Below are 22,042 nucleotides of genomic sequence, written 5' to 3' on the forward strand. Positions count from 1 at the left end.
TCAGGCCTTCTTGAGGAAGCAGGTCTTCAGGACCAGGCCCTTGATCTTTTCCGAGTTGCCTTCGATGTGCTCGGCATCGTCCTCGACCAGGCGGATATTGCGGATCACGGTGCCCTGCTTGAGCGGGATCGAGGAGCCCTTCACCTTCAGGTCCTTGATCACGGTCACGGTGTCGCCGGCGGCCAGCACGTTGCCGTTGCTGTCGCGTACCACCAGGGCCTCGCCGCCACCGTCACCGGCCGCCCACTCGTGGCCGCAATCCGCGCAGATGAACAGCGCGCCATCGGCATAGGTGTTTTCCAGGGTGCACTGCGGGCAGGCGGGAATGGCGGACATCGACAGCTCTTCGGTTACGAAACGGCCGTTAGTGTAACCGCCCGTTACCGGCTGCCCTTGCGTCGGCGGTCCCGTTGCCGCAAAGTGCGCGCCCCCTGACCACCGGCCCGGCCCCCGCATGAAACTCGGCATCGACTTTGGCACCAGCAACTCCGCCGCCGCCGTGGTGATCGACGGCAAGGTCGTGCCGATCCAGTTCGGCCAGGCCGAACAGTTCCGCACCACGGTGTATTTCCCCGAGGTGATGCGCGACCCGAACGACTTCGAACTGACCCCGGCGCTGGAACACGATCTGGCCCGGCTGGTCGACGCGGCCGCGCGCGATGCCCGCGCCGCCGGCCAGGAGCGTACCCCCGATGCACTGCGCCGCGAGGCCCTGCGCGTGGTGCGCCGGCAGTGGATGGAAGAGCAGATGCGCGCCCCGCTCAGCTCCACCACCCTGCTGCAGAACGCGGTCTACGGCGATGACGCGCTGGAGGCCTACTTCGAAGAGAACGAAGGCAACCTGGTGCAGAGCCCCAAGTCGATGCTCGGCTACAACCTGCACCCCCGTGCGCGCCAGACCATCGCCGGCATCGCCACGCACATCCTCGAGCACATCCGCCTGACCGCCTCGCGCCAGCTGGACACGCCGATCCGCACCGCCACGCTGGGCCGCCCGGTCCAGTTCCGCAGCTCGATCGGCGAGGCCGGCAACGCGCAGGCGCTGGAGATCCTGCACGGTGCGGCGATCGCAGCCGGCTTCGACAGCATCGATTTCCTCGAAGAGCCGGCGGCCGCCGCGATGCATTACCACGCCGAGAGCCCGCAGGAGCATGACGCGGTGGTGGTGGATATCGGCGGTGGTACCACCGATGTCGCCCATGCGCGCGTGGGCGGCGGCCAGGCCCCGACCATCCACCGCGCCTGGGGTATCGCCCGTGGCGGTACCGATATCGATCTGGCGCTGAGTCTGGGCGGCTACATGCCGTTGTTCGGCCGCGGCATCACCCGCGTGCCGGCGCACCACTATGTGGAAGCGGCGATGGTGCAGGACATGACCCGCCAGCGTGATTTCCGCCAGCACACCTACCGTGATGTGGACGCGCCGTTCGGCCCGCGCCTGACCGCCCTGCAGGACACCGGCAATACCGCGCGCCTGTATCGTGAAGTCGAGCGCTGCAAGATCGCCCTCAGCAGCGTGGCCAGCCACGAGAGCGCGCTGGACTTCATCGAGCGCGGCCTGCAGATGCAGATCGATGCCTCGCGGCTGGAGACCGCCGCCGGCGGGTATCTGGGCGAGCTGACCGCCCTGCTGGAGCAGGTGCGCAGCGACATCGGCCACGACCCGGCGGCGGTGTTCCTGACCGGCGGCATGTCGCGCGCCGGCTACCTGCAGCAGGCCGTGGCCAACGCCTTCCCGAGCTCGACCCTGGTCCGCGGGAATCCGTCCTTCGGTGTGGTGCACGGGCTGGCATTGGCCGCCGCCAACTGATCCACCGGCAGCGCCAGGCCTTGCCCCGCAAGGCCTGAAGAGGCGTGAACGGCCTTATTAACAAAACGTTACGCCGAAAGCGCTATCATCTTTCGGCTTCAAAGCGCAATGCGCTTGACGCAACAAGCACCATCTTCCGGGCCTCCCAGGCCACCGTCCTCTTCGATGCTGCCACCGTCCGGACCTGTCCGCGGTGCCGGGATCGCTCATCGCTGTGATCCGGCTCGTTCACAGCCTGCTGCACCCCGAGCCGCCAAGAGACACTCAGATTGGGCGAACGCCTGGCTGCACTTCTTACATCGTCCGAGCCCGACCCCATCGATTGCCGTCGTTGCGACGCGGTGTGCTGTCGGCTCACCGTCACCGTCATGCCTGACGACAACGTGCCCGGTTACCTGCTGGACACCGATGCGCGTGGCGGCACGGTGATGGCACGCAACGAAGAAGGCTGGTGCGCTGCGATCGACCCGTATCACCTGCGCTGCACGATCTACTCGCAGCGACCCGCGATCTGCCGTCAGTTCGACATGGGCGGCGATGATTGCCGCCTCGTGCGGCAGGACTACCGTCGACAACAGCAGGATCTGTCGACGTTTTCTTCCACGCTTCATCCATAGCAGGAGCATCCATGGCTCGTACGCCAAAGACCTCCCCCAAGGCAAGCAACACCGTTCGCGTCGACCGCAAGCAAGGGTCCAACTCCGCCGTCAGCAGCCAGAGCATCGCTGCGGATCTGGCTGCCTTCCGTAAAGGTGGCGGCAAGATCGAAGTGCTGGGCAATACCCTGGCGCTGAAGAAAGCCGGCTGACGTTGCTGCCGACCGCACCGGCATTGGCCGGTGCGGTGGCCGCACTCAGCGGCCCAGGCTGACCCGCACGCTCCCGGAATGGGAGTTGATCGAAATATCCCCATCGCCCGACCCCAGACGCGCATCCAGGCTGCTGCCCGGGCCATAACGCGGCTTTTCCACCTGCCCGGCGTCGGACTGGATGCCACCGCTGAACGTCTTGACGTTCAACTGCGCCGAGACAGTGGCCGGCAGCTTCAGCGCGACCGAACCGCTGACCGTCTGCATCGTCACCTTGCCGCCCGGCGCCATGCCGGTCGCGCTCACGTCCAGGCTGCCCGAGACGGTTTCCACCGCCAGCCGCTGGATCCGCCCGGCATTGACGTTGACCCGGCCGGAAACCGATTCGGCCGCCACTTCCCCTGACGCTCCACCGCCGGCCAGCAACTGGCCACTGACCGTGCGCGCATCCAGGCGTGCGGTCTGCAGCTGCGAGCGGATGCCACCACTGACCGTGTTCAACGTGGTCTCGCCACTGCGCCCGGCCGCGGTGATGCTGCCGCTGACACTGTTGGCCTGCAGGCGGCGCACGTCGATGTCGGCGACGTCGATGTCGGCGCTGATGGTGCCCAGCTGCACTTCCACCGAACGCGGCACGCGCAGCTCCAGGGTCGCCCCGCCGTTGCTGCGGCCACGCGGGTACTCCACTTCCCAGCGCACCCGGTTGCTGCTCTTGTCCTGCTTGAGGGTGAGCCCATCGGCCATCGAACCGGTCAGCGCCACGTCGCTGCGGTCCCAGCCGCGCACGGTCACCTTGCCGGCGATGTTGCTGATCTCCACGCGGCCGCCGGCCCCCAGTGGGTGGCGCTCATTGACGTTGGTGGCGGCCTGGGCAACCAGCGGCAGGCACAGGGCCAGGGCGGCGATCAGGGACAGAGGAATGCGCATGGGGTTCTCCTTCAAGTGGGCAGGCCGGCGGACAGCACCGCCTGCTGGGTGAGTTCCAGCCGCAGCGCGTAGGTACGCTGCAGTTGCCCGAGCAGATAGCGCGAGCGGGGATTTTCAGCGATGGCCGCGCGGATGTTGTCCGCGCTGGCGTCGAGTTCATGCAGGGCCGGGCGCCACTCATCGGTGACACCGGCACTGGGCAGAGCTGCAATGGCCTGCTGGTATTCACCGGCCATCGCATCGGCCTGGCGCTGCAGCAGCGATGGTGCCGGCGTGTGCGGGACCGGCGTCGGCACCACCATCAGCAGCGCCAGCGCGGCGGCCAGGCCGAGCCCGATGCGCAGCGGCCAGCGTTGCCGCCGGCGGCGTGTCGGCAGCGTTGCCACCGCAACCGCCGGGGCCTGGGCCTGGGCCTGGCCTGGCAGCTGCGCGGCAATGCCCTGCCAGACCCGTGCCGGCGGAACGCGCTCGGCAGGCAGGGCACGCAGGCGTGCAGTCAGTTCGTGGTGATCGGAATCATGGGGGTTCATGCGGTTTCTCCTAGGCGTGCACGCAGCAGGCCGCGCGCACGGTGCAGCTGTGCTTTGGAACTGCCGACGGCCATCTGCAGCTGGTCGGCGATTTCCTGGTGTTTCCACCCTTCGATGTCATGCAGGACCAGGACCGCGCGGGCCCGTGGCGGCAGTGTTTCCAGCGCGCGCTCCAGGTCCATCGAGGTGCCGGCGCAGCGGTCCTGGGCGGGCAGCATGGCCAGCGACTCCCAGCCCTCCTCACCGGCATCGCGCGCATCGCCGGTGGCGTTGGCGCGCAGTTCCATCAGCGCTGCATTCACGCCCAGGCGGTGCAGCCAGGTGCCCAGGCTGCTTTCGAAACGGAAGCCCGGCAGGGCGCGCCATGCCTGCAGGAAGGCCTCCTGCAGGGCATCCTCGGCGCGGGCCGCGTGGCCGCCGCACAGCCGCCACAGCACGGCGTATACACGCGGCGAATGCCGTCGGTAGATGCGTTCGTACGCGGTCACGTCGCCGGCCGCCGCGGCACGCACCAGGGCGTGGTCATCGGCGGCGTCGGCCTGGGTCGTGGCGCTGGAGGCGGGCATGGTCGTGTCGAGCATATCTGTTGGATGCGGGGGGCATGGAAAAGGTTTAAGCCCGTTCTGACTTTCTTTTCAGGTGCCTCCGCTTGGGGCTGCTGCGAGCGTGAGGGCCCCGTAGCAACCGGCAGGCCCCTCGGCAAATGTCCCCCGGCCGCCGCCTTAAGGCGACGACCTCCTCCTTGATTTTGCCCAGGGGCCTACCGGCCGCTACGGGACTCGCGTGTGGCACGCGTGCGGCAAGGCGGATTATTTCTGCGGTCTTTAAACCTTCCTGGCCGGCGCTGCATCCAATCCCATGTCACTACCGGCCCCCGCCAAGGAGTATTCCCATGTCTTCCAGTTGCCTGGCCCTGCTGCTCTCGCTGGCCACCGGCTGCACGCTGCCGTGGAGCCCGCTGCAGATCCAGGTCACGTTGAGGTCTGAAGCACCCGATGTCTGTGTGCAGTACGCGCAGAACGCGCCGCTGTGTGCCTCGGCGATGATCGCTGTGTTCGATGTGTACGGCAGGAAGCCGGAGTAAGCCGGCACCACGATGCGGTGAGGCGCATCGGCATTACCATGGCGGGATCGGCACTAACGCTGCAAAGGAATTCCTCCCCCATGAAAGACCATCTGCCCGCCTGGACCCACGAATGGCTGCACTACGGGGTCCCTGCCCTGCAGATTCTGGTGACCCTGCTGGTGGCCTGGCTGCTGCGGCTGGTTGCCCGGCGGCTCATCCGCCGCGTCGGTGAGCACTACACACTCCCGCCGGAAATGATCATGGGCGCACGTCGGGTGTTCACCTTCGTGGTGTATTTCACCGTGCTGCTGATCGTGCTCAACATCGTGGGCGTCTCGGCAACGGTACTTTGGACCGCCTTCACCGGGTTCGCCGCGGTCGGCGCGGTGGCGTTCTTCGCGGCGTGGAGCGTGCTGTCCAACATCTTCTGCACGCTGCTGATCTTCACCACGCGGCCGTTCCGCCTGCACGATTACATCGAGCTGCTGGAGAACGGTGAGAAGCCTGGACTCAAGGGCCGCGTGATCGACATCAACCTGATCTACACCACATTGCAGGAAACCGGCAGCGGGCATGAAGGCACGGTGCTGCAGATGCCCAACAACATGTTCTTCCAACGCACCGTGCGCCGTTGGCGCGATCCTTCGCAGGCGCCGGGCGGGATTCAAGGGGACGGCTGAGTCCCGCCGCCATCGGCCAGGCAATGCCCGGGCGCAGGATCGATACCTAGCGCAGCTGGCTGTCCTTGCTGCCGCGGCGGTTGTAGCCGCTGCCCTCCTGCTGGGCGGCGTCCTCTTCTTCCTGGCAGCGCACGCACAGGCGTACGCCGGGTACGGCCTTCCGCCGCGCCTCGGGAATGGGCGCGTCGCAATGCTCGCAGTGGGTCAAACCGGGGCCGTCGCGCAGCTGCGCGCGTGCCCGCTGGATGGCTTCATCGACGGTGGCGTCGATCTGATCCTGGACGGCACCGTCGCCAGCCCAACCTGTCGCCATGATGTGTCTCCCATGCCGGTGTCAGGCCACCAGCATAGACCCCGTCCACCGCGCCCAGCCAACGTAGGGCTGAACGCCCGCGGCGCCGGGTGAACGCTTCAGACGTGGCTTACCAGACCAGGTCGTCCGGCACCTGGAACTGGGCGTAGTACGCATCGTCCTCGGCGTTGCCGGTGCTCGGTTCGCTGCCGGGCTGGGCGTTGTCGAGCACGATCACACTGGCATCGCGCTCGCGGACCTTCTCGGCCGCAGCCCGCGGCAGCAGTTCGAAACCGTCGCGATGGCGCACGATCACCAGGCTGCCCGAGGCCAGCTGGCGGCGCAGCACGTTGTTGACCAGCAGGGTGCGGATCACGGTGCCGTCGTTGAAGCGGTACTCGCTCTCGCCTTCACGCTTGACCTTGTGCGCCTCGACGATCTGGCGGACCTGGGCCTGCAGCTCCTGGGCGTGGGCCTTGGCCTTGCGCTCGGCTTCCAGCGCACGATCGCGTTCAGCCTTTTCCGCACGCAGGCGCTCGGCCTCGCGCTGGCTGTCGCTGGGCGCGACGGGGGCCTTGCCGTGACGGGCTTTCACCTGTTCACGGGCGGCCTGGGAGACCTGGGATTTCTTGACCAGCCCAGCCTTGAGCAGCTGCTCCTGCAGGGGATTTGCCTTCGCCATACGCCTAGCATCTGTTGTTGCGGGATTCCGGGGGCCATCATACTGGTCTGCCCGCCCCGCCCCAACCGCCCGCATGACCGCCCTGAAGTACCTCGCCGGCTATCCCGACGCCCTGCAGCAGCAGGTGCGCGAGCTGATCGCGGGCGACCGGCTGGGGCCGTGGCTGGAGCGCCGCTATGCCGAACTGCATACCGTCCGCAACGACCGCCAGCTCTACGACTACACCCAGGGCCTGAAAGAGCGCTACCTGCGCCAGTCCGCGCCGCTGTCCAAGGTGATCTACGACAGCAGGCTGCAGGTCCTCAAGCACGCGCTGGGCACGCACACCACGGTCTCGCGGGTGCAGGGCAGCCGGCTCAAGGCCAGCCGAGAGATCCGCATCGCCACGGTGTTCCGCGAGGCGCCGGCCCCGTTCCTGAAGATGATCGTGGTGCATGAACTGGCCCACCTGAAGGAATCGGACCACAACAAGGCCTTCTACCAGCTGTGTACCCACATGGAAGCGGACTACCACCAGCTGGAGTTCGATCTGCGCCTGTACCTGACCCACCTGGAACGCACGCCGGCCTGAGCCGCAGCGACCCTCATCGCGCAGCGCCGGGCCCCAGCCAGTACACTCCCCGCCCGCTTCCCGTTTTATGTTGCCTGCCCCATGACCGACCCGATCCGACTCGACAAACGCCTGACCAGCCTGATCGGCTGCTCCCGTGGCGACGCCCAGCGCTACATCGAGGGCGGCTGGGTGACCGTCAACGGCCAGGTGGTCGAACAGCCGCAGACGATGGTCACCGACGAGGACATCGTACTGCGCGAGAACGCAGAGGCAACCCGCACCGAGACCGTGAGCATGCTGCTGCACAAGCCGGCCGGCATGCGCTCGGACGAACTGTGCGCCCTGGTGACCCCGGAAAGCCGCAGTGAACTCGACGCCACCGGTGTGACCCTGCTGCAGCGGCATTTCCACGCCCTGCAGCTGGTGATGCCGCTGTCCGATGACGAGAGCGGCCTGGTGGTGGTCAGTCAGGACGGGCGCGTGATCTCGCACCTGAAGGATCGCGGCGCAACGCTGGAGCAGGAATACCTGGTGGAAGTCAGTGGCGAGCTGGCGCCCTACGGCATGAAGCGCCTCGCGCACGGCCTGAGCTTCCGCAGCTGGCCGTTGCCACCGTGCAAGGTGAGCTGGCAGAACGAAACCCGCCTGCGCTTTGCGATCAAGCCGGTGCATCCGGGCCAGCTGCGCGACATGTGCGCCCAGGTCGGGCTGGAGGTCATCAGCATCCGCCGCCTGCGCATCGGCCGCGTGGCGATGGGCAAGCTGGTCCCGGGCCAGTGGCGTTACCTGGCGCCGGACGAGCGTTTCTAAACCGCGCCAGCACTCGCCCTGCACGCCCCGGCCGCTTACGATCGGGGCATGACCGAGAAAAAACCGTTCTGGCGCCGGCTGCTGCGCTGGCTGGGGATCGTTGTCGCCCTGCTGATCCTGCTGGTCCTCAGCGGCCTGCTGCTGGCCGATCACCTCACCCCGCAGGCCGTGGGCGAGCGTTCGACGGTGCTGCCCACGCAGGCCGACCAGACCCCGATCGATCGCGAGCTGGTCCGCCTGCAGGCCGAGCACCCCGGCCAGACCGGTGTGGCCTTCCTGTCCGACGGGCTGGACGCATACGCCGCACGCGCGGTGATCACCCAGCACGCCGGGCGCAGCCTGGACCTGCAGTACTACATCTGGCACGACGACCTCATCGGCCATCTCATGGCCAACGAGTTGTACCGCGCCGCCGAGCGCGGCGTGCGGGTACGCATCCTGCTCGATGACATGAACGCGCAGGACAAGGACGCGCTGATGATGGCGCTCGATGCGCACCCCAACATCGAGATCCGCCTGTACAACCCGTTCCGCAACCGCAGCGGGCTCTGGCGCCTGGTCGAGATGGTGCAGCGCGTTTTCAGCGTCAACCACCGGATGCACAACAAGTCATGGATCGCCGATGGGCGCGTGGCGATCGTCGGTGGCCGCAACATCGGCGAGGAGTATTTCAGCGCACGCCCGGATGTGAACTTCCGCGACCTGGACCTGCTGGTGGCCGGCGAAGCGGTGCAGCAGGCCAACACGATCTTCGACGAGTACTGGAACAGCGATACCGCCGTGCCGATCCGTGCGCTGGCGTTCTACACCGAACCGCAGCTGCGCCTGCTGATCCGCGAAAGCGAGCACGAAGCGCGCCTGGACAGTGCCAAGCCCTACCTGGAACGCGTGGCGCGTTCGCAGGCGGAGAAATCGTATTACCGCGATGCGCTGGATCTGCACTGGTCAAACCACGTGGCCATCGCCTCGGACCCGCCGATGAAGCACCGCCGCGACGATCAGGCCGGCTGGCTGGTGACGCGCCTGGTGCAGGAGCTGCAGAGCACGCAGCACAAAGCCTTGCTGATCTCGCCCTACTTCGTGCCCGGCGAGGAGGGCACCGAGGGGCTGGGCGCGATGGTGGCGCGTGGCGCGCAGGTCGGGGTGATCACCAACTCCCTGGCCGCCAATGACGTGGCCGCCGTGCACAGCGGTTACATGCACTACCGGGCACCGTTGCTGCGCAGTGGCGTGCAGCTGTACGAGCTCAAATCGCGCGGCAACGTTGATGGCGGCGGCCTGTTCGGCAGCAGTGGCGCCAGCCTGCATACCAAGGCCTTCATGATCGACGACCAGCGCGGCTTCGTCGGCTCGTTCAATCTGGACCCTCGCTCGGCGTATCTGAACACCGAGATGGGCGTGCTGTTCGACGATCCGGTGCTGGCCGCGCAGCTGCGCGGGGAATACCTGCGCCTGGCCAGCCCACGCCAGAGCTACTGGGTGGCCCTGGGACCGGACGGCGACGTGCGTTGGCTGGAGCGGGATGCGCAGCCGCCGCACTGGCTGTCTACCGAACCGGACACCGGGTTCTGGCTGCGGGCCAGCGCACGCGCGATCAGCTGGCTGCCGCTGGAGTCGCAGCTCTAGCTCAGCCGGCCTGGGCCACGTCCAGCTCGGCCTCTTCGCCCTCCAGCGTTTCCACGGCCCGCCCGTGCACGCGCCGCCAGATCCACTGCAGTGCATGCGGCGGCGTGTCGTCCAGTTGCTCCAGCAACGCCAGCGCCTGGACCTGACCGATCTGGCCATGGCGGCACAGCAGGCTGGCCGCCGCCGCCGCACGCGCAAAGCGCAGGCTGGCCGCCAATCCACTACCACTCTGGCGGATCAAGGCATCGTGCACGGCCTTGGGCAGCTCCCATGCCGCGGCGATGCGGCTGGCCACCGGCAGGGTCCAACCGTCGAGAAGATCGGCCGCCAGCGCACGCGGCGGGGCGGCGAGCGCCTGTTGCGTGCAGGCATCGAGCAGATGGCGCATCACCAGCGCCGCGCCCAGGCCCTGGGTCAGGCCCAGCCACTGCGCCGCGAAGCCATCTTCATGGGTCACGGTGCGTGCGTGGTCGGCGGCAGCGCGCGAGGCCAGCAGCGCATGCTCCCAGATCACCGCGCTGAACTGCGGAAAGGCATCGCACTGCAGTTGCATCACCGGCTGCACCAGCACCGCGCTGATGATCTGGCGGATGCCATCGGTACCGACCAGGGTGACCGCGCGTTGCAGGGTCTCCACCGGGCGCGCCTGCACCCGGTAGACCGGGCTGTTGGCGATGCGCAGCAGATTGCCGGTCAACACCGGGTCCTGGCTGATGATCCCCGCCATTGCGCGCGCCGAGGCGTCGCTGTCGTTGACGGTCTGGATCAGCTGCGGCAGCAGCTGCGGACGGCGGGGCAGGTGTTTGGCCGACCAGTCCCGCGCCAGCAGCGATGCGGTGACGGCATCACGCAGTTCAACGGTGCGCGGGGCCGCCGCGTCGGCGGCATCGCCACTGCGCGGCACCAGTGCCAGCGTATGCAGCCCGGCCTGCAGCACCCCCACCGGATCGGTACCCGGCGCTACCGGGGCGACCGGCAACGCCGCGGCCCGCCCGTGCGTGGCGGCGCCACGCGCCATCGCCCGGGCCACCACGGCACGCCGGTGACCGAGCACAGCGGCCATGCCAAGCAGCGCCAGCACAGCGGCGCCGACAACCATCGCGCCGTTCATGCCCATGGCCCTGGACGCGCCGGGTCCCGCACTTGCCTTGTTGCGACTGCGCCCACGTGATCCTTCCTGCGATGACCGGCCATCCACACCGTTGCCACGGCATCGGCCTGCGCTTCAGCAACTTTAATGGCCGTGGTGCGCAAGACCCCTGACAACACCGTCCGTCGGAATGCACTAGAATGGCGCCGCGCGACCCGTCCGAGACCCGACGACGTCGCTTTTTTTGTTTTACAACCCACCTTTTGCTGGCGCGTTCGCCGCTGTTCGCCACCGTTCGCACCATCGGAGCCACCATGTTATTTGAAACCCTCGAAACCACCGGTCACGAACAAGTGGTGTTCTGCCACAGCCGCGACGCCGGTCTGAGGGCGATCATCGCCATCCACAACACCACCCTCGGCCCGGCCCTGGGCGGTGTGCGCATGCGTCCCTACGCCAGCACCGACGAGGCCTTGGCCGATGCGCTGCGCCTGAGCCGCACCATGACCTACAAGAACGCCCTGGCCGGCCTCAACGTGGGTGGTGGCAAAGCGGTGATCATCGGTGACCCCAAGCGCGACAAGACTGAAGTGCTGTTCCGCGCTTTTGGCCGTTATGTCGATTCGCTGGGTGGCCGCTACATCACCGCCGAGGACGTCGGCACCGATGTCAACGACATGGAAAATATTTACCTGGAGAGCGAGTACGTCACCGGCGTACACCAGGTGCACGGCGGCTCCGGCGACCCGGCACCGTTCACCGCGTACGGCGCGCTGCAGGCGCTGATGGCATCGATGCAGCACAAGCTGGGCCATGAGGAAGTGGGCAAGGCCAGCATCGCGGTGCAGGGCCTGGGCCATATCGGCATGGAACTGGTGAAGCTGCTGCGCGATCGTGGCGCCAAGCTGTACGTCAGCGACCTGGACAGCACGCGCGTGGACCGCGCTGTCACCGAATACGGTGCGGAGGCGGTCAAGCCGGAAGACATCTACGACGTCAACGCCGACATCTTCGCGCCCTGCGCGCTGGAAGGCGCGATCAATCCGGATACCCTGCCGCGCCTGAAGTGCAAGATCGTCTGTGGTACCGCCAACAACCAGCTTTCCAGCCTGGAGGTCGGCGACGAGCTGCACGCGCGCGGCATCCTCTACGCACCGGATTACGCGGTCAACGCCGGGGGCGTCATGAACGTCTCGCTGGAGATCGACGGCTACAACCGTGAGCGCGCGATGCGCCTGATCCGCAGCATCTACCACAACCTCGGCCGCATCTTCGCGCTGTCGCAGAGCGAGGGCATCGCCCCGCAGCGCGCCGCCGACCAGATCGCCGAATCGCGCATCCTGTCGATCGGCAAGCTGAAGATGCCGCTGGGCCGGAGCACGCCGCGCCGGGGCAGCCTGCGCGGCAACTGAGCCGTTGCGCTGACAAACGAAGAGGGCGCGATCATCGATCGCGCCCTCTTTTTTTTTTGCGTCGCGGCCAGGCCCGCGTTTAGAACCCAGCCGAATAGCGCACCTGCACCTGACGCAGATCGCCGCGCGGCCCAAAGCGCTGGTCGTACCCGAACGCCAGTCGGCTGTTGCGGTTCAACCACGACTCCAGCGAGAGCCCGAACAACCCGCCCGAGCGGGCCGGCTGCAACCCTGCTACCGGCGCCCAGGCCTCGACGCCGACGAAGCTGGCCTCCAGCGAAAGGCCGTCGCTGGACAAATGCTGCTGCCATTCGGCATAGCCGCGCAGCGACCAGCCGCCCCAGCGCCGCTCGGCGCGCAGGCCGGCCAACGCCTGGCTGCGCGTACTCACGGCATCGCGCGCGCGCAGCCCGAAGCCCATGCCGCCTGTTTCACTGAAACCATCGCTGTCCACCCGGGCGTACTCGGCGCCCAAGTAAGGCGTCATCGAGGCAGTGGCACTGCCGAAACGGTAGCCCGACTCCACGCTGGCCGCGCTGAAGCTGCCGCCATAGCGCGCATTGACGCCGTACTGCCCGGCACCGAGCAGCAACTGGCGATCGATCTCACGGGTGAACTGGCCGGCGCCGATCTGGCCCATCGCATACGCGCGGCCCGTGCCCCAGCCGGCATACACCTGCGCCTGCGACTGACGGTCGCGACCACGGTCACTGCCCCACGCGCGGCTGCCGTAGCTGCGCGTTTCACCGAATGCGAAACCGAGCATGCCGTGGCTGCCCAATGCCATGTCCTGGCCCATCATCCAGCCCCGGGTCGCCACCCCGTTGCCGGCGAAGCTGCCCTGGCCCGCCTCGCCCAGCGTGCTCTGCCAGGCACCGCGCAGGCGTGGCGCGGCCTGCGCATCACCGACCCGTGCCGACAGCGCACGACGGTTCATGTCGATGCTGTCGAAGGTCGCTGCAGTGGCCAGGGCGTGGGCCTTGCCGGAGAGGCTGTCCAGGCTGGCCTGCAAGGCGCTGGCGCCATCCACCTGCTGCAGCTTCCCGGCCGCGTCGGCAAACCCATCCAGTGCCGCGCCGCTGCGATCCAGCACTTCAAACGCGGATTCGACCCGCGCTGCCGAGGCCAGCGCCGTGCCGCCCAGGCCGGCCTGGAGGCTGGCGCTGGTCACGCTGATGCGGTCGATGACCATGGTGACGTCATTGTTGGCGTGCAGCAGGCTGGCCTGGAGCAGGCTGCCGGGTGTCAGCCCATTGGTGACGCTGGCGAAGGTGCCGGCCACCCCACCATCGGCATGCAGCAGTGGCTGCGTGCGTCCGTCACGGGGCACGTAACCGGCGATGATGCTGTCCACACGGACCGTGCCGGCCAGCGTGGCGGTGCCGTTCACCATGAGCGGGTTGGCCCCCAGTGCGACGACCAGTTGCGCGCCGGCACGCTGGATGTAGTTGCCTTCGATGACCGCATCGATATTGTCGCTGCGCAGCATCACGCTGGCGCCGTTGTCCACGTTGCCGCCCACCCGCGTGGTGCCGTTCATGAACTGCAGCGCCGCGGCGTTGGGATCACCTGCCTGCGGCACGATGAGCACGTTGGAACGCAGCGACGCACCGCCGCGCAACGCAAGGGTGCCGCGCTCGATGAACGTGTCACCGGTGTAGGTATTGGCGCCGGCCAGGGTCAACGCACCCGTACCCTGCTTGGTCAGTCCGCCACTGCCGCTGATGTCGTTGCTCCATACCGAATTCAGCCCCGGCGTGCTGACATTGACCGTCGTATCGCCCCAGTCCAGCCTGGCCGGTCCGTTGATCGCCTTGGCGATGTTGAGCAGGCCATAGCCGAAGGTGCTGTCCACGCCACCCGCGCCGAGATCGGTCGCCGTGCCGAGCAGGGTCTGACGCACCAGGTCGTTGGTGAAGTACGGGTACTTCTGCCACACCAGCGCGGCCGCGCCGGAGACCAGCGGCGCTGCATAGGACGTGCCCGAGCCGTAGTAGTACGTGGGCGTGCCGCCGGTGTTGGCCGGATCGACGTACGCCGCGGTGCCCGGGGCCGCAAGGCAATAGCGTGCTGCCACGCCGCACGCGTTGGCGTAGGAGGCCAGCTTGCTCGGGTCGGCGGTATCGACCGCGGTCACGCTGAGCCACCCGCGCTCCAGATCCGCTGCCGGCAGGCTGCCGCCGGTGCCCGGCTGGCTGGGCAGGGCCGCCATGCTGGAGGGATTGGCCTTGCTCTCGTTGCCGGTCGCGAACACCACCAGGCCGCCATTGCCGATGATGAAAGGACGGTACTCCTGGGCAATCGGCGCGGTGGCGGCCGGATTGGTCCAGTACAGGCCGCCCCACGAGTTGTTCATGATCTTGACGCCGGCATTGATCAGATCCTGGTGCACGGGCGCCAGGCCCAGCGCACCGCTGACCTGGTTGCCGCTGCCGGACCCATCATCGACCGGGCTTTTGTCGGCGATGATCCGTGCCGACACGATCTGCGCATCCGTCGCCACACCGCCTGGCCAGCTTCCCACCCGGCGACCGGCCGCCAACTGGGACACCACAGTGCCATGCCCGACCACATCATCCACGTTGGGGTTGTTCACCCGCGGATCGACGTAGGTGTAACTGGCCACGACGCGCCCGTTGAGCGCCGGATGGCTGCGGTTGACGCCTGAATCGACTACGCCGATGCGCACGCCGGCGCCGGTCCAGCCGGCCGCCTGCGCGGGGCCGGCCTGGATGATGCTCAGGTGCGCATCGAAGGCCGGCTGTGCCGGCGGTGCCGTGGTCGGCGGTGGCGTCGGGGGCGTGGTGGGGGGCGGCGACGGCGGGGTGGTCGGGGGAGGCGACGGCTCCAGATCCCCGCGGACATTGCTGCCCCCGCCTCCGCAGGCACTGAGTGCCAACGCCAACGCCGCGGCCAAGGCCGACCTGCCGATCACAACCTGCTTCATCCCTGCTCCCCTTGTGAATGGACCTTCCCCACCTGCCTGCCCCCGGGCAGACACCGGCAGTCAATGCCGACCCTCTATACTGGACCGACCCCCACGCAGTCTGCCGGGAAATGCGTCGGCTTCCAACGCCCGCGTTCCCATTCCGCTCTTCGCTCACGCACCAAAGAGATTGCACATGTCCAACATCGTCATCGCCGCCGCCAAGCGCACCGCCATCGGCTCCTTCCTGGGCCAGTTCAACGGCGTGCCGTCCCCGACCCTGGGGTCCACCGTGATCGCCGCGGCCCTGGAGCAGTCCGGAGTACCGGCTGCGGACGTTTCCGAAGTGATCATGGGCTGCGTGCTGCCGGCCAACCTCGGCCAGGCGCCGGCCCGCCAGGCCGCGATCGCCGCCGGGATTCCGGTCTCCACCGGCGCCACCACCCTCAACAAGGTGTGCGGCTCGGGCATGAAGGCCATCATGCTGGGGCATGACCTGATCAAGGCCGGCTCGGCCAGCATCGTGGTCGCCGGCGGCATGGAGTCGATGTCCAACGCCCCGCACATGATCCCCAACTCGCGCACCGGCAACCGCTTCGGCAACTTCCAGGTGATCGACCACATGGCCCACGACGGCCTGGTCAATGCCTATGACGGCAAAGCCATGGGCGAGTTCGCCGAGTGCACGGTGGAGAAGTACCAGGTCAGCCGCGAGGACCAGGATGCCTTCGCCATCGAATCGGTGCGCCGTGCGCAGGCCGCCCAGGCCAACGGCGCTTTCGACGGTGAGATCGTCCCGGTGAAGGTCAGCACGCGCAAGGGTGAGGTGGAATACGCACAGGACGAGCAGCCGAGCCGCTCGGACATCGCCAAGATCCCGACCCTGCGCCCGGCGTTCAAGAAGGACGGCACCGTCACCGCCGCCAGTTCGTCGAGCATCTCCGACGGCGCTGCCGCCGTGGTGCTGCTGTCCGAAGAAGATGCCGCCGCCCGCGGCCTGCAGCCGCTGGCCCGCATCGTCGGCCATGCGACCCACTCCCAGGCGCCGGAATGGTTCACCACCGCCCCCATCGGTGCGATCCAGAAGCTGCTGGAAAAGACCGGCTGGACGCTGGACCAGGTGGACCTGTTCGAGATCAACGAAGCCTTCGCCGTGGTCGCGATGGCGCCGATCCGCGAACTGGGCATTCCGCACGACAAGGTCAATGTCAATGGCGGCGCCTGCGCATTGGGTCATCCCATCGGTGCGTCCGGTGCACGGCTGGTGGTCACGCTGGTGAACGCATTGCGCAAGCGTGACGCCAAGCGCGGAATTGCTACCCTGTGCATTGGCGGCGGCGAAGCCACGGCCATCGCTATCGAATTGATTTGATTTGATTTAACGAGCATTTCTCAAAACTGAATGCGCGATCGCTTGACAGCCAATCGTGGCTTGTCATCATGTTGCCGGGCGCGCAATAGCGCGTTGCCTAATCTAACGACGAGGATTCACAACAATGAGCATCAACAAGCTGCTGATCGCGATGGCCCTGGGCCTGGCTCTGACCGCCTGCTCGAAGCAGGAGCAGGCTGCTGACGCCGCCGCTTCGGCCAACGAAGCTGCCGCTGACGCCCAGGCCGCTGCTGACCAGGCCGCTGCTGCTGGCGCCCCGGCTGCTGACGCTGCCCAGGCTGCTGCTGACACCGCCACCACCGCTGCTGACGCTTCGGCTGATGCCGCTGCCCAGGCTGCCGGCGCTGCCACCGACGCTGCTGCCGACCAGGCTGCTGACGCTGCCAAGGCTGCCGAAGGCACCGCCGAGAAGGCCAAGGACGCTGCTGAAGAAGCCAAGAAGTAATAACTTCTTTCTTCAAGCACGTCTGAAGAAGCCGCTGGTTCGCCAGCGGCTTTTTCTTTGGGCGCGGGTTGTGCAGATCCTGCCACCCACCGGTTCTTCACAGACGCATGAATAGGCTGGCCTCCCATCCATCGCCGTTCTGGAGCGCCACATGAAGATCCGTCCGCTGACCACCTCCCTGCTGGCTGCGTCCCTGCTGCTCGGCCTGGCCGCGTGCAAGGGCCCGGAGGCCGAACAGGCCCGCCGTGATGCCGCCCAGGCTGCCGACAGCACCAATGCCGCCGCGCGCGAAGCCGTGGACAAGGCCGCTGCCGCCACCCGCACTGCCGCCGACGATGCCGCTGCCGCCTCCGAGCGCGCCGCCGCCGACACCCAGCAGGCGCTCGACCGCGCAGCCGCAGCGACCTCCGAGGCCGCTGGCGAAGCCAAGTTTGCCGCCAAGGATGCGGCCGCCCATGCCAGCGACTCAACCGCCGACGCGGCGCAGAAAGTCGCCGACAAGGCACGCGACGTTGCCGACGACGCCAAGAAGAACGCCAACGAAGCCAAGCGCTGAATCGGCTCCCTCACGCCGTCTTCGGGTGTGACCAACGCCCCCTCTCCGGAGGGGGCGTTTTCATTGGGGCGCGTTCACGGCAGAGCGCGGCTCAGCACGGCCGCGAAATCCACGTCGGCCGGCAACGTCCCGAAGGCCATCCCATGCTCGGCACCCAGCCGCGAGCGGACGAAGGCCGATGCGTTCGGGCTCTGCGCGCCCAGCAGGACCGCGGCCTGCAAGACCAGCGCCAGGCGTTCGGTGATACGGCGGGCCTGAGCTTCCTGTGGCGTTGCCGCGCGCTGCATGCGTAACGCCCGCAGTGCCGCGTCATAGATCGCATCCACACCGGCCACCGCATCCAGCTCGGCGTCCAGCGCCTGCAGCACCTGTGGTTCGCGCGACAGCGCACGCAGCACATCCAGGCACTGGATGTTGCCGCTGCCTTCCCAGATCGAATTCAACGGCGCTTGACGATACAGCCGCGGCAGCATCGACTCCTCCACATAGCCGGCACCGCCGAGGCACTCCTGCGCTTCATTGACGAACACGGCCGCGCGCTTGCACACCCAGTACTTGCCCACCGCCGTCGTGATGCGTGCGAATGCGGCCTGCTGCGGGTCCGTCCCGGCCTGATCCACCGCCCGCGCCACGCGCAGGGCAAACACCGTGGCCGCTTCGGATTCGATCGCCAGATCCGCCAGTACGTTGGCCATCAGCGGGTGCTCGCTCAGCTGCTTGCCGAAGCTGCTGCGATGCCGGGTGTGATGCAGCGCCTGCGCCAGGGCCATGCGCATCTCGGCGGCGGCACCGAGCATGCAGTCCAGCCGCGTCATCATGACCATGCCGATGATGGTCGCCACCCCGCGCCCTTCCTCGCCCACCCGCTGCGCCCAGGCCCCGCACAGCTCCACCTCGCTGGAGGCGTTGGACCAGTCGCCAAGCTTGTCTTTCAAGCGCATCAGACGGAACGCGTTGCGGTGGCCATCGGCCAGGCGCCGCGGCATGAGGAAACAGCTCAGGCCGCCCGGCGCCTGCGCCAGCACCAGGAAGCCATCGGACATCGGCGCGGAGAAGAACCACTTATGGCCCACCAACGCATAGCTGCCATCGGCCTGGGGCTCGGCCCGCGTGGTGTTGCTGCGTACGTCCGAGCCGCCCTGTTTCTCGGTCATGCCCATACCCAGGGTGATCCCGGCCTTGTCGGCAATCGGTACGTCACGCGGGTCGTAGTGAGGCGCTGCCGCCTTGTCCGCCCAGGCGGCGAGCGACGGATCCTGGCGCAGCACGGCGACCGCAGCGTGGGTCATCGTCAGCGGACAACTGGTACCCGCCTCGGCCTGGTGATGCAGATAGCTCAACGCCGCGCGTGCCACGTGCGCACCGGGGCGACCATCGTGCCAGGACAGCCCGGCCACGCCATGCGTTTTTGCCGCCGTCATCAGCTGGTGGTACGCCGGATGGAACTCGACGGTATCGATGCGATGGCCCTGTGCATCGTGGGTGCGCAGACGCGGGCGATCGCGGTTGGCATCGAAGCCGATCCGATAGAGCTCATCGCCGGCGAGACCGCCATAGCTGGCCAACTGGCCCGCGAACGCGGCGCCGCCTTCGCGCTGTACTGCCTCGGCCAGCGCGACGTCGTCGGCCCACAGATTGCGCCCTCCGAAAGGTGGCGGCTGGTTGCTCACCTGATGCGTTTCGAACGCGGGCAATGCAGACGTCATCACGGCGACCTCCTTGCAGACAGATGCACCGATTCTGCCGCATCCCCCTGCAGGCCGCCGTTCATGCGGATTCTCACCTCCTGCACGAGCGCGGCGGCACAGTGCAGACATGAACACCGATGCCGACAACGAAGACCTGGTGGTGCTCCGGCCCGAGGGGCTGTACTGCCCGGCCGGTGATTTCCACATCGACCCGTGGCGGCCGGTGCCGCGTGCGGTGATCACGCACGGCCATGGCGATCACGCGCGCAACGGCATGGGCCATTACCACTGCACCACGCAGACCCTGCCGATCCTGCGCTGGCGCCTGGGCGATGTGGACTGCACCGCGCACGCGTACGGCGAGCGCTTCCCCTTGGGCGACACCGAGGTCTCGCTGCATTCGGCCGGGCATGTGCTGGGCTCGGCCCAGGTGCGGATCGCGCACGCGGGACGGGTATGGGTGGCCTCGGGCGACTACAAGCGCCAGCCCGATCCGAGCTGCGACCCGTTCGAGGTGGTGCCCTGCGACACCTTCATCACCGAAGCGACCTTCGGCCTGCCGGTCTACCGCTGGCCGGACACCGCGCAGGTCGCCGCCGACATCGTGGCCTGGCGGCGCGAATGCGAAGCACGTGGCGAGGCGGCCGTACTGCTCTGCTACGCGCTCGGCAAGGCGCAGCGGATCCTGGCCGAACTGCTGCCACTGGATGACCAGCCTGCGCTGCTGCATGGCGCGATCGCCACCGGCGTGGCGGTCTACCGCGAGGCCGGCATTGCGATGCTGGCCACCGAGCCGGTCAGCGAGCAGGCGCGCGGTGCCGAGTTCGCCGGCAAGCTGATTCTTGCCCCGCCCTCGGCCGCCGGAAGCGCGTGGATGCGCCGCTTCAAGCGTGCGCAGCTGGGCTTCGCCTCCGGCTGGATGCGGGTGCGTGGCAACCGCCGCCGGCGCAACTACGATCGCGGCTTTGTGGTCTCCGATCACGCCGACTGGCCCGACCTGCTGCGCACCATCGCCGAAACCGGCGCGCGACGCGTGATCGCCACCCACGGCAATACCGATGCGCTGATCCGGTTCCTGCGCGAGCGGGGTGTCGCCGCCGAAGCGTTCGCCACCGGCTACGGGGACGAAGAATGAAACGCTTCGCCGCGCTTTACAACGAACTCGACCGCAGCACCGCTACCGGCGACAAGCGCGCCGCGCTGGTGCGCTACTTCCAGCAGGCGCCACCGCACGACGCGGCATGGGCCCTGTTCCTGCTGGCCGGTGGCAAGGTCACCAGTGCGCGGCAGAAGATCGCCGGCAACGCCGAACTGCGCGCGTGGGTCGCCGAGATGTCCGACACACCGGCGTGGCTGGTGGACGACAGCTATGACCAGGTCGGCGATCTGGCCGAGACCCTCACCCTGCTGATGGACGATCCGGTGCAGGCCGGGGCGGATATCGCGCTCGCCGACTGGATCGAGCAGAAGCTGCTGCCGGTCGCCAATCAACCCGAGCCGGTGCGCCACGCCGCGGTCACGCAGGCCTGGCAACACCTTGCCTTCGACGAGCGGCTGGTGTTCAACAAGCTGCTGACCGGCGCGCTGCGCGTGGGGGTCTCGCAGCGGCTGGTGCAGCAGGCACTGGCCGAATGGTCGGGCCTTGATATCGCGCGCATCGCCCAGCGCATGCTCGGCAGCTGGGTGCCCACGCCCGGGCTGCTGGCGGCGCTGCTGTCACCGGAAGAGCGGCCGGAAGATCGCCAGCAGCCCTACCCGTTCTTCCTGGCCTCACCGCTGGAGGCGGAGGTCGACACGCTCGGGCCGATCGAGGACTGGCTGCTGGAATGGAAATGGGATGGCATCCGCCTGCAGGTGCTGCGCCGCCAGGGCGAGGTCGCGCTGTGGTCGCGCGGCGAAGAACGTCTGGATGGGCGCTTCCCGGAGATTGAAGCGGCGGCGATGGCGCTGCCCGATGGCTGCGTGATCGATGGCGAACTGCTGGCCTGGGCCGACGGCGATGATCTGCCGCTGCCCTTCACCGCGCTGCAGACGCGCATCCAGCGCCTCAAACCTGGCCCCAAGACGCTGCGCGATACGCCGGTGCGCGTGCTGGCCTACGATCTGCTCGAACTGGACGGTGACGACCTGCGCGCCTTGCCGCTCTCGCAACGGCGTGCGCGCTTGGCCGAGGTGCTCGCCACGCTGGCGGACCCGCGCCTGATGCTGTCGCCGGCGGTCCGCGTGGCGGATTGGAGCGCGGCGGCCGCGCAGCGCGATCTGGCCCGCGAGCGCGGTGTGGAAGGGCTGATGCTCAAACGCGGCGACTCGGTCTACCAGGCCGGGCGCCGGCGCGGCGACTGGTGGAAATGGAAGATCGCCCCGCTGACCATCGATGCGGTGATGATCTACGCGCAGTCCGGCCACGGCCGGCGCAGCACGCTCTACACCGATTACACCTTCGGGGTGTGGGACGGCGAAACGCTGGTGCCGGTGGCCAAGGCGTACTCGGGCCTGGACGACAAGGAAATCCTGGCGCTGGACCGCTGGATCCGCGCGAATACGATCGAGCGCTTCGGGCCGGTGCGCAGCGTGCGTGGCGAGCAGGTGTTCGAACTTGGCTTCGAAGCGGTGAACCGCAGCAAGCGGCACAAGTCCGGCATCGCCGTACGCTTCCCGCGCATCCTGCGCTGGCGGCATGACAAACCCGCCAGCGAGGCCGACACCCTGGCCCAGCTGCAGGCGCTGGCGCGGTGACCCGACGCGAGG

The 22,042-nt window shown here is 67.9% G+C and carries 23 protein-coding genes; 14 read left to right on the forward strand and 9 right to left on the reverse strand.

Features of this window, described 5'->3' with window-relative positions; genetic code table 11:
• Positions 1-336, reverse strand: a complete 336-nt coding sequence (locus AC06E9_RS01940) for a zinc ribbon domain-containing protein YjdM (RefSeq protein WP_019183411.1) — start codon at positions 334-336, stop codon at positions 1-3.
• Between the two features lie 118 nt (positions 337-454).
• Between AC06E9_RS01940 and AC06E9_RS01945 the strand changes: the two genes are divergently transcribed.
• The 3 genes from AC06E9_RS01945 (at position 455) to AC06E9_RS01955 (ending at position 2,618) form a co-directional block, all read left to right on the forward strand.
• Positions 455-1,810: an Hsp70 family protein gene (locus AC06E9_RS01945; RefSeq protein WP_478049408.1), complete on the forward strand. Its 1,356-nt coding sequence runs from the start codon at positions 455-457 to the stop codon at positions 1,808-1,810.
• 317 nt (positions 1,811-2,127) lie between these two features.
• On the forward strand, positions 2,128-2,427 hold the full coding sequence (locus tag AC06E9_RS01950; protein ID WP_080114834.1) for a YkgJ family cysteine cluster protein: 300 nt from the start codon (positions 2,128-2,130) through the stop codon (positions 2,425-2,427).
• 11 nt (positions 2,428-2,438) lie between these two features.
• Positions 2,439-2,618 carry a hypothetical protein gene (locus AC06E9_RS01955; RefSeq protein ID WP_019183415.1) on the forward strand — a complete coding sequence of 60 codons (180 nt, stop codon included), beginning with the start codon at positions 2,439-2,441 and terminating at the stop codon, positions 2,616-2,618.
• 45 nt (positions 2,619-2,663) lie between these two features.
• Here the strand turns inward: AC06E9_RS01955 and AC06E9_RS01960 are convergent, their stop codons facing one another.
• Genes AC06E9_RS01960 through AC06E9_RS01970 form a run of 3 tightly spaced genes read right to left on the reverse strand, consistent with a single transcriptional unit; the run spans position 2,664 to position 4,656 of the window.
• Positions 2,664-3,545 (reverse strand): DUF4097 family beta strand repeat-containing protein, encoded by an 882-nt coding sequence (locus tag AC06E9_RS01960; protein ID WP_121038667.1) that lies wholly within the window; start codon positions 3,543-3,545, stop codon positions 2,664-2,666.
• A gap of 11 nt (positions 3,546-3,556) precedes the next feature.
• A complete protein-coding gene (locus AC06E9_RS01965; protein WP_478055395.1) occupies positions 3,557-4,075 on the reverse strand; it encodes a hypothetical protein in 519 nt (172 codons plus the stop codon).
• Positions 4,072-4,656: an RNA polymerase sigma factor gene (locus AC06E9_RS01970; RefSeq protein WP_121038673.1), complete on the reverse strand. Its 585-nt coding sequence runs from the start codon at positions 4,654-4,656 to the stop codon at positions 4,072-4,074. Before AC06E9_RS01970 ends, AC06E9_RS01965 begins: the two co-directional genes overlap by 4 nt.
• Positions 4,657-4,967: 311 nt before the next feature.
• Here AC06E9_RS01970 and AC06E9_RS01975 point away from each other — a divergent pair, with 311 nt between their 5' ends.
• Entirely contained in the window at positions 4,968-5,159 is a 192-nt protein-coding gene (locus AC06E9_RS01975) for a hypothetical protein (RefSeq protein WP_121038676.1), read from the forward strand.
• Between the two features lie 80 nt (positions 5,160-5,239).
• Positions 5,240-5,821 (forward strand): mechanosensitive ion channel family protein, encoded by a 582-nt coding sequence (locus AC06E9_RS01980; protein ID WP_121038679.1) that lies wholly within the window; start codon positions 5,240-5,242, stop codon positions 5,819-5,821.
• 46 nt (positions 5,822-5,867) lie between these two features.
• Here AC06E9_RS01980 and AC06E9_RS01985 read toward each other — a convergent pair whose 3' ends face one another.
• A complete protein-coding gene (locus AC06E9_RS01985) occupies positions 5,868-6,134 on the reverse strand; it encodes a DksA/TraR family C4-type zinc finger protein (protein ID WP_121038682.1) in 267 nt (88 codons plus the stop codon).
• A gap of 109 nt (positions 6,135-6,243) precedes the next feature.
• Positions 6,244-6,795: a DUF2058 domain-containing protein gene (locus tag AC06E9_RS01990; protein ID WP_121038685.1), complete on the reverse strand. Its 552-nt coding sequence runs from the start codon at positions 6,793-6,795 to the stop codon at positions 6,244-6,246.
• Between the two features lie 73 nt (positions 6,796-6,868).
• Here AC06E9_RS01990 and AC06E9_RS01995 point away from each other — a divergent pair, with 73 nt between their 5' ends.
• The 3 genes from AC06E9_RS01995 to AC06E9_RS02005 all read left to right on the forward strand — a co-directional run bounded on the left by AC06E9_RS01995 (position 6,869) and on the right by AC06E9_RS02005 (position 9,784).
• On the forward strand, positions 6,869-7,366 hold the full coding sequence (locus AC06E9_RS01995; RefSeq protein WP_121038688.1) for a M48 family metallopeptidase: 498 nt from the start codon (positions 6,869-6,871) through the stop codon (positions 7,364-7,366).
• A gap of 81 nt (positions 7,367-7,447) precedes the next feature.
• The gene (locus AC06E9_RS02000; RefSeq protein ID WP_121038691.1) at positions 7,448-8,158 is read left to right on the forward strand and encodes an rRNA pseudouridine synthase; all 711 of its coding nucleotides are present in this window, start codon (positions 7,448-7,450) and stop codon (positions 8,156-8,158) included.
• Positions 8,159-8,206: 48 nt separating this feature from the next.
• On the forward strand, positions 8,207-9,784 hold the full coding sequence (locus tag AC06E9_RS02005; RefSeq protein ID WP_121038694.1) for a phospholipase D family protein: 1,578 nt from the start codon (positions 8,207-8,209) through the stop codon (positions 9,782-9,784).
• Between the two features lies 1 nt (position 9,785).
• Here AC06E9_RS02005 and AC06E9_RS02010 read toward each other — a convergent pair whose 3' ends face one another.
• On the reverse strand, positions 9,786-10,847 hold the full coding sequence (locus AC06E9_RS02010) for an HDOD domain-containing protein (RefSeq protein WP_121041182.1): 1,062 nt from the start codon (positions 10,845-10,847) through the stop codon (positions 9,786-9,788).
• Positions 10,848-11,188: 341 nt separating this feature from the next.
• On the opposite strand from AC06E9_RS02010, the gene AC06E9_RS02015 reads away from it, so the two are divergent.
• Positions 11,189-12,286 (forward strand): Glu/Leu/Phe/Val dehydrogenase dimerization domain-containing protein, encoded by a 1,098-nt coding sequence (locus AC06E9_RS02015; RefSeq protein ID WP_121041184.1) that lies wholly within the window; start codon positions 11,189-11,191, stop codon positions 12,284-12,286.
• Between the two features lie 79 nt (positions 12,287-12,365).
• On the opposite strand, the gene AC06E9_RS02020 is transcribed toward AC06E9_RS02015, so the two are convergent.
• A complete protein-coding gene (locus AC06E9_RS02020; RefSeq protein WP_478055396.1) occupies positions 12,366-15,233 on the reverse strand; it encodes a S8 family serine peptidase in 2,868 nt (955 codons plus the stop codon).
• Positions 15,234-15,408: 175 nt separating this feature from the next.
• On the opposite strand from AC06E9_RS02020, the gene AC06E9_RS02025 reads away from it, so the two are divergent.
• From AC06E9_RS02025 to AC06E9_RS02035, 3 genes are all read left to right on the forward strand, one after another.
• Positions 15,409-16,584 carry a thiolase family protein gene (locus AC06E9_RS02025; RefSeq protein ID WP_121038700.1) on the forward strand — a complete coding sequence of 392 codons (1,176 nt, stop codon included), beginning with the start codon at positions 15,409-15,411 and terminating at the stop codon, positions 16,582-16,584.
• Between the two features lie 124 nt (positions 16,585-16,708).
• A complete protein-coding gene (locus AC06E9_RS02030) occupies positions 16,709-17,050 on the forward strand; it encodes a hypothetical protein (RefSeq protein ID WP_088434503.1) in 342 nt (113 codons plus the stop codon).
• Positions 17,051-17,201: 151 nt separating this feature from the next.
• Positions 17,202-17,606, forward strand: a complete 405-nt coding sequence (locus tag AC06E9_RS02035) for a hypothetical protein (RefSeq protein WP_478055397.1) — start codon at positions 17,202-17,204, stop codon at positions 17,604-17,606.
• Between the two features lie 74 nt (positions 17,607-17,680).
• On the opposite strand, the gene AC06E9_RS02040 is transcribed toward AC06E9_RS02035, so the two are convergent.
• Positions 17,681-19,312, reverse strand: a complete 1,632-nt coding sequence (locus AC06E9_RS02040; protein ID WP_282261477.1) for an isovaleryl-CoA dehydrogenase — start codon at positions 19,310-19,312, stop codon at positions 17,681-17,683.
• Between the two features lie 109 nt (positions 19,313-19,421).
• On the opposite strand from AC06E9_RS02040, the gene AC06E9_RS02045 reads away from it, so the two are divergent.
• Complete coding sequence (locus AC06E9_RS02045) at positions 19,422-20,429, forward strand: ligase-associated DNA damage response exonuclease (protein WP_121038709.1); 1,008 nt, start codon at positions 19,422-19,424, stop codon at positions 20,427-20,429.
• Positions 20,426-22,030 carry an ATP-dependent DNA ligase gene (locus tag AC06E9_RS02050; protein WP_478055398.1) on the forward strand — a complete coding sequence of 535 codons (1,605 nt, stop codon included), beginning with the start codon at positions 20,426-20,428 and terminating at the stop codon, positions 22,028-22,030. The genes AC06E9_RS02045 and AC06E9_RS02050 overlap by 4 nt, the downstream gene beginning before the upstream one ends.
• The last annotated feature ends 12 nt before the right edge of the window (positions 22,031-22,042 follow it).

Source organism: Stenotrophomonas sp. Steno-Z10-BAI (assembly GCF_056393115.1).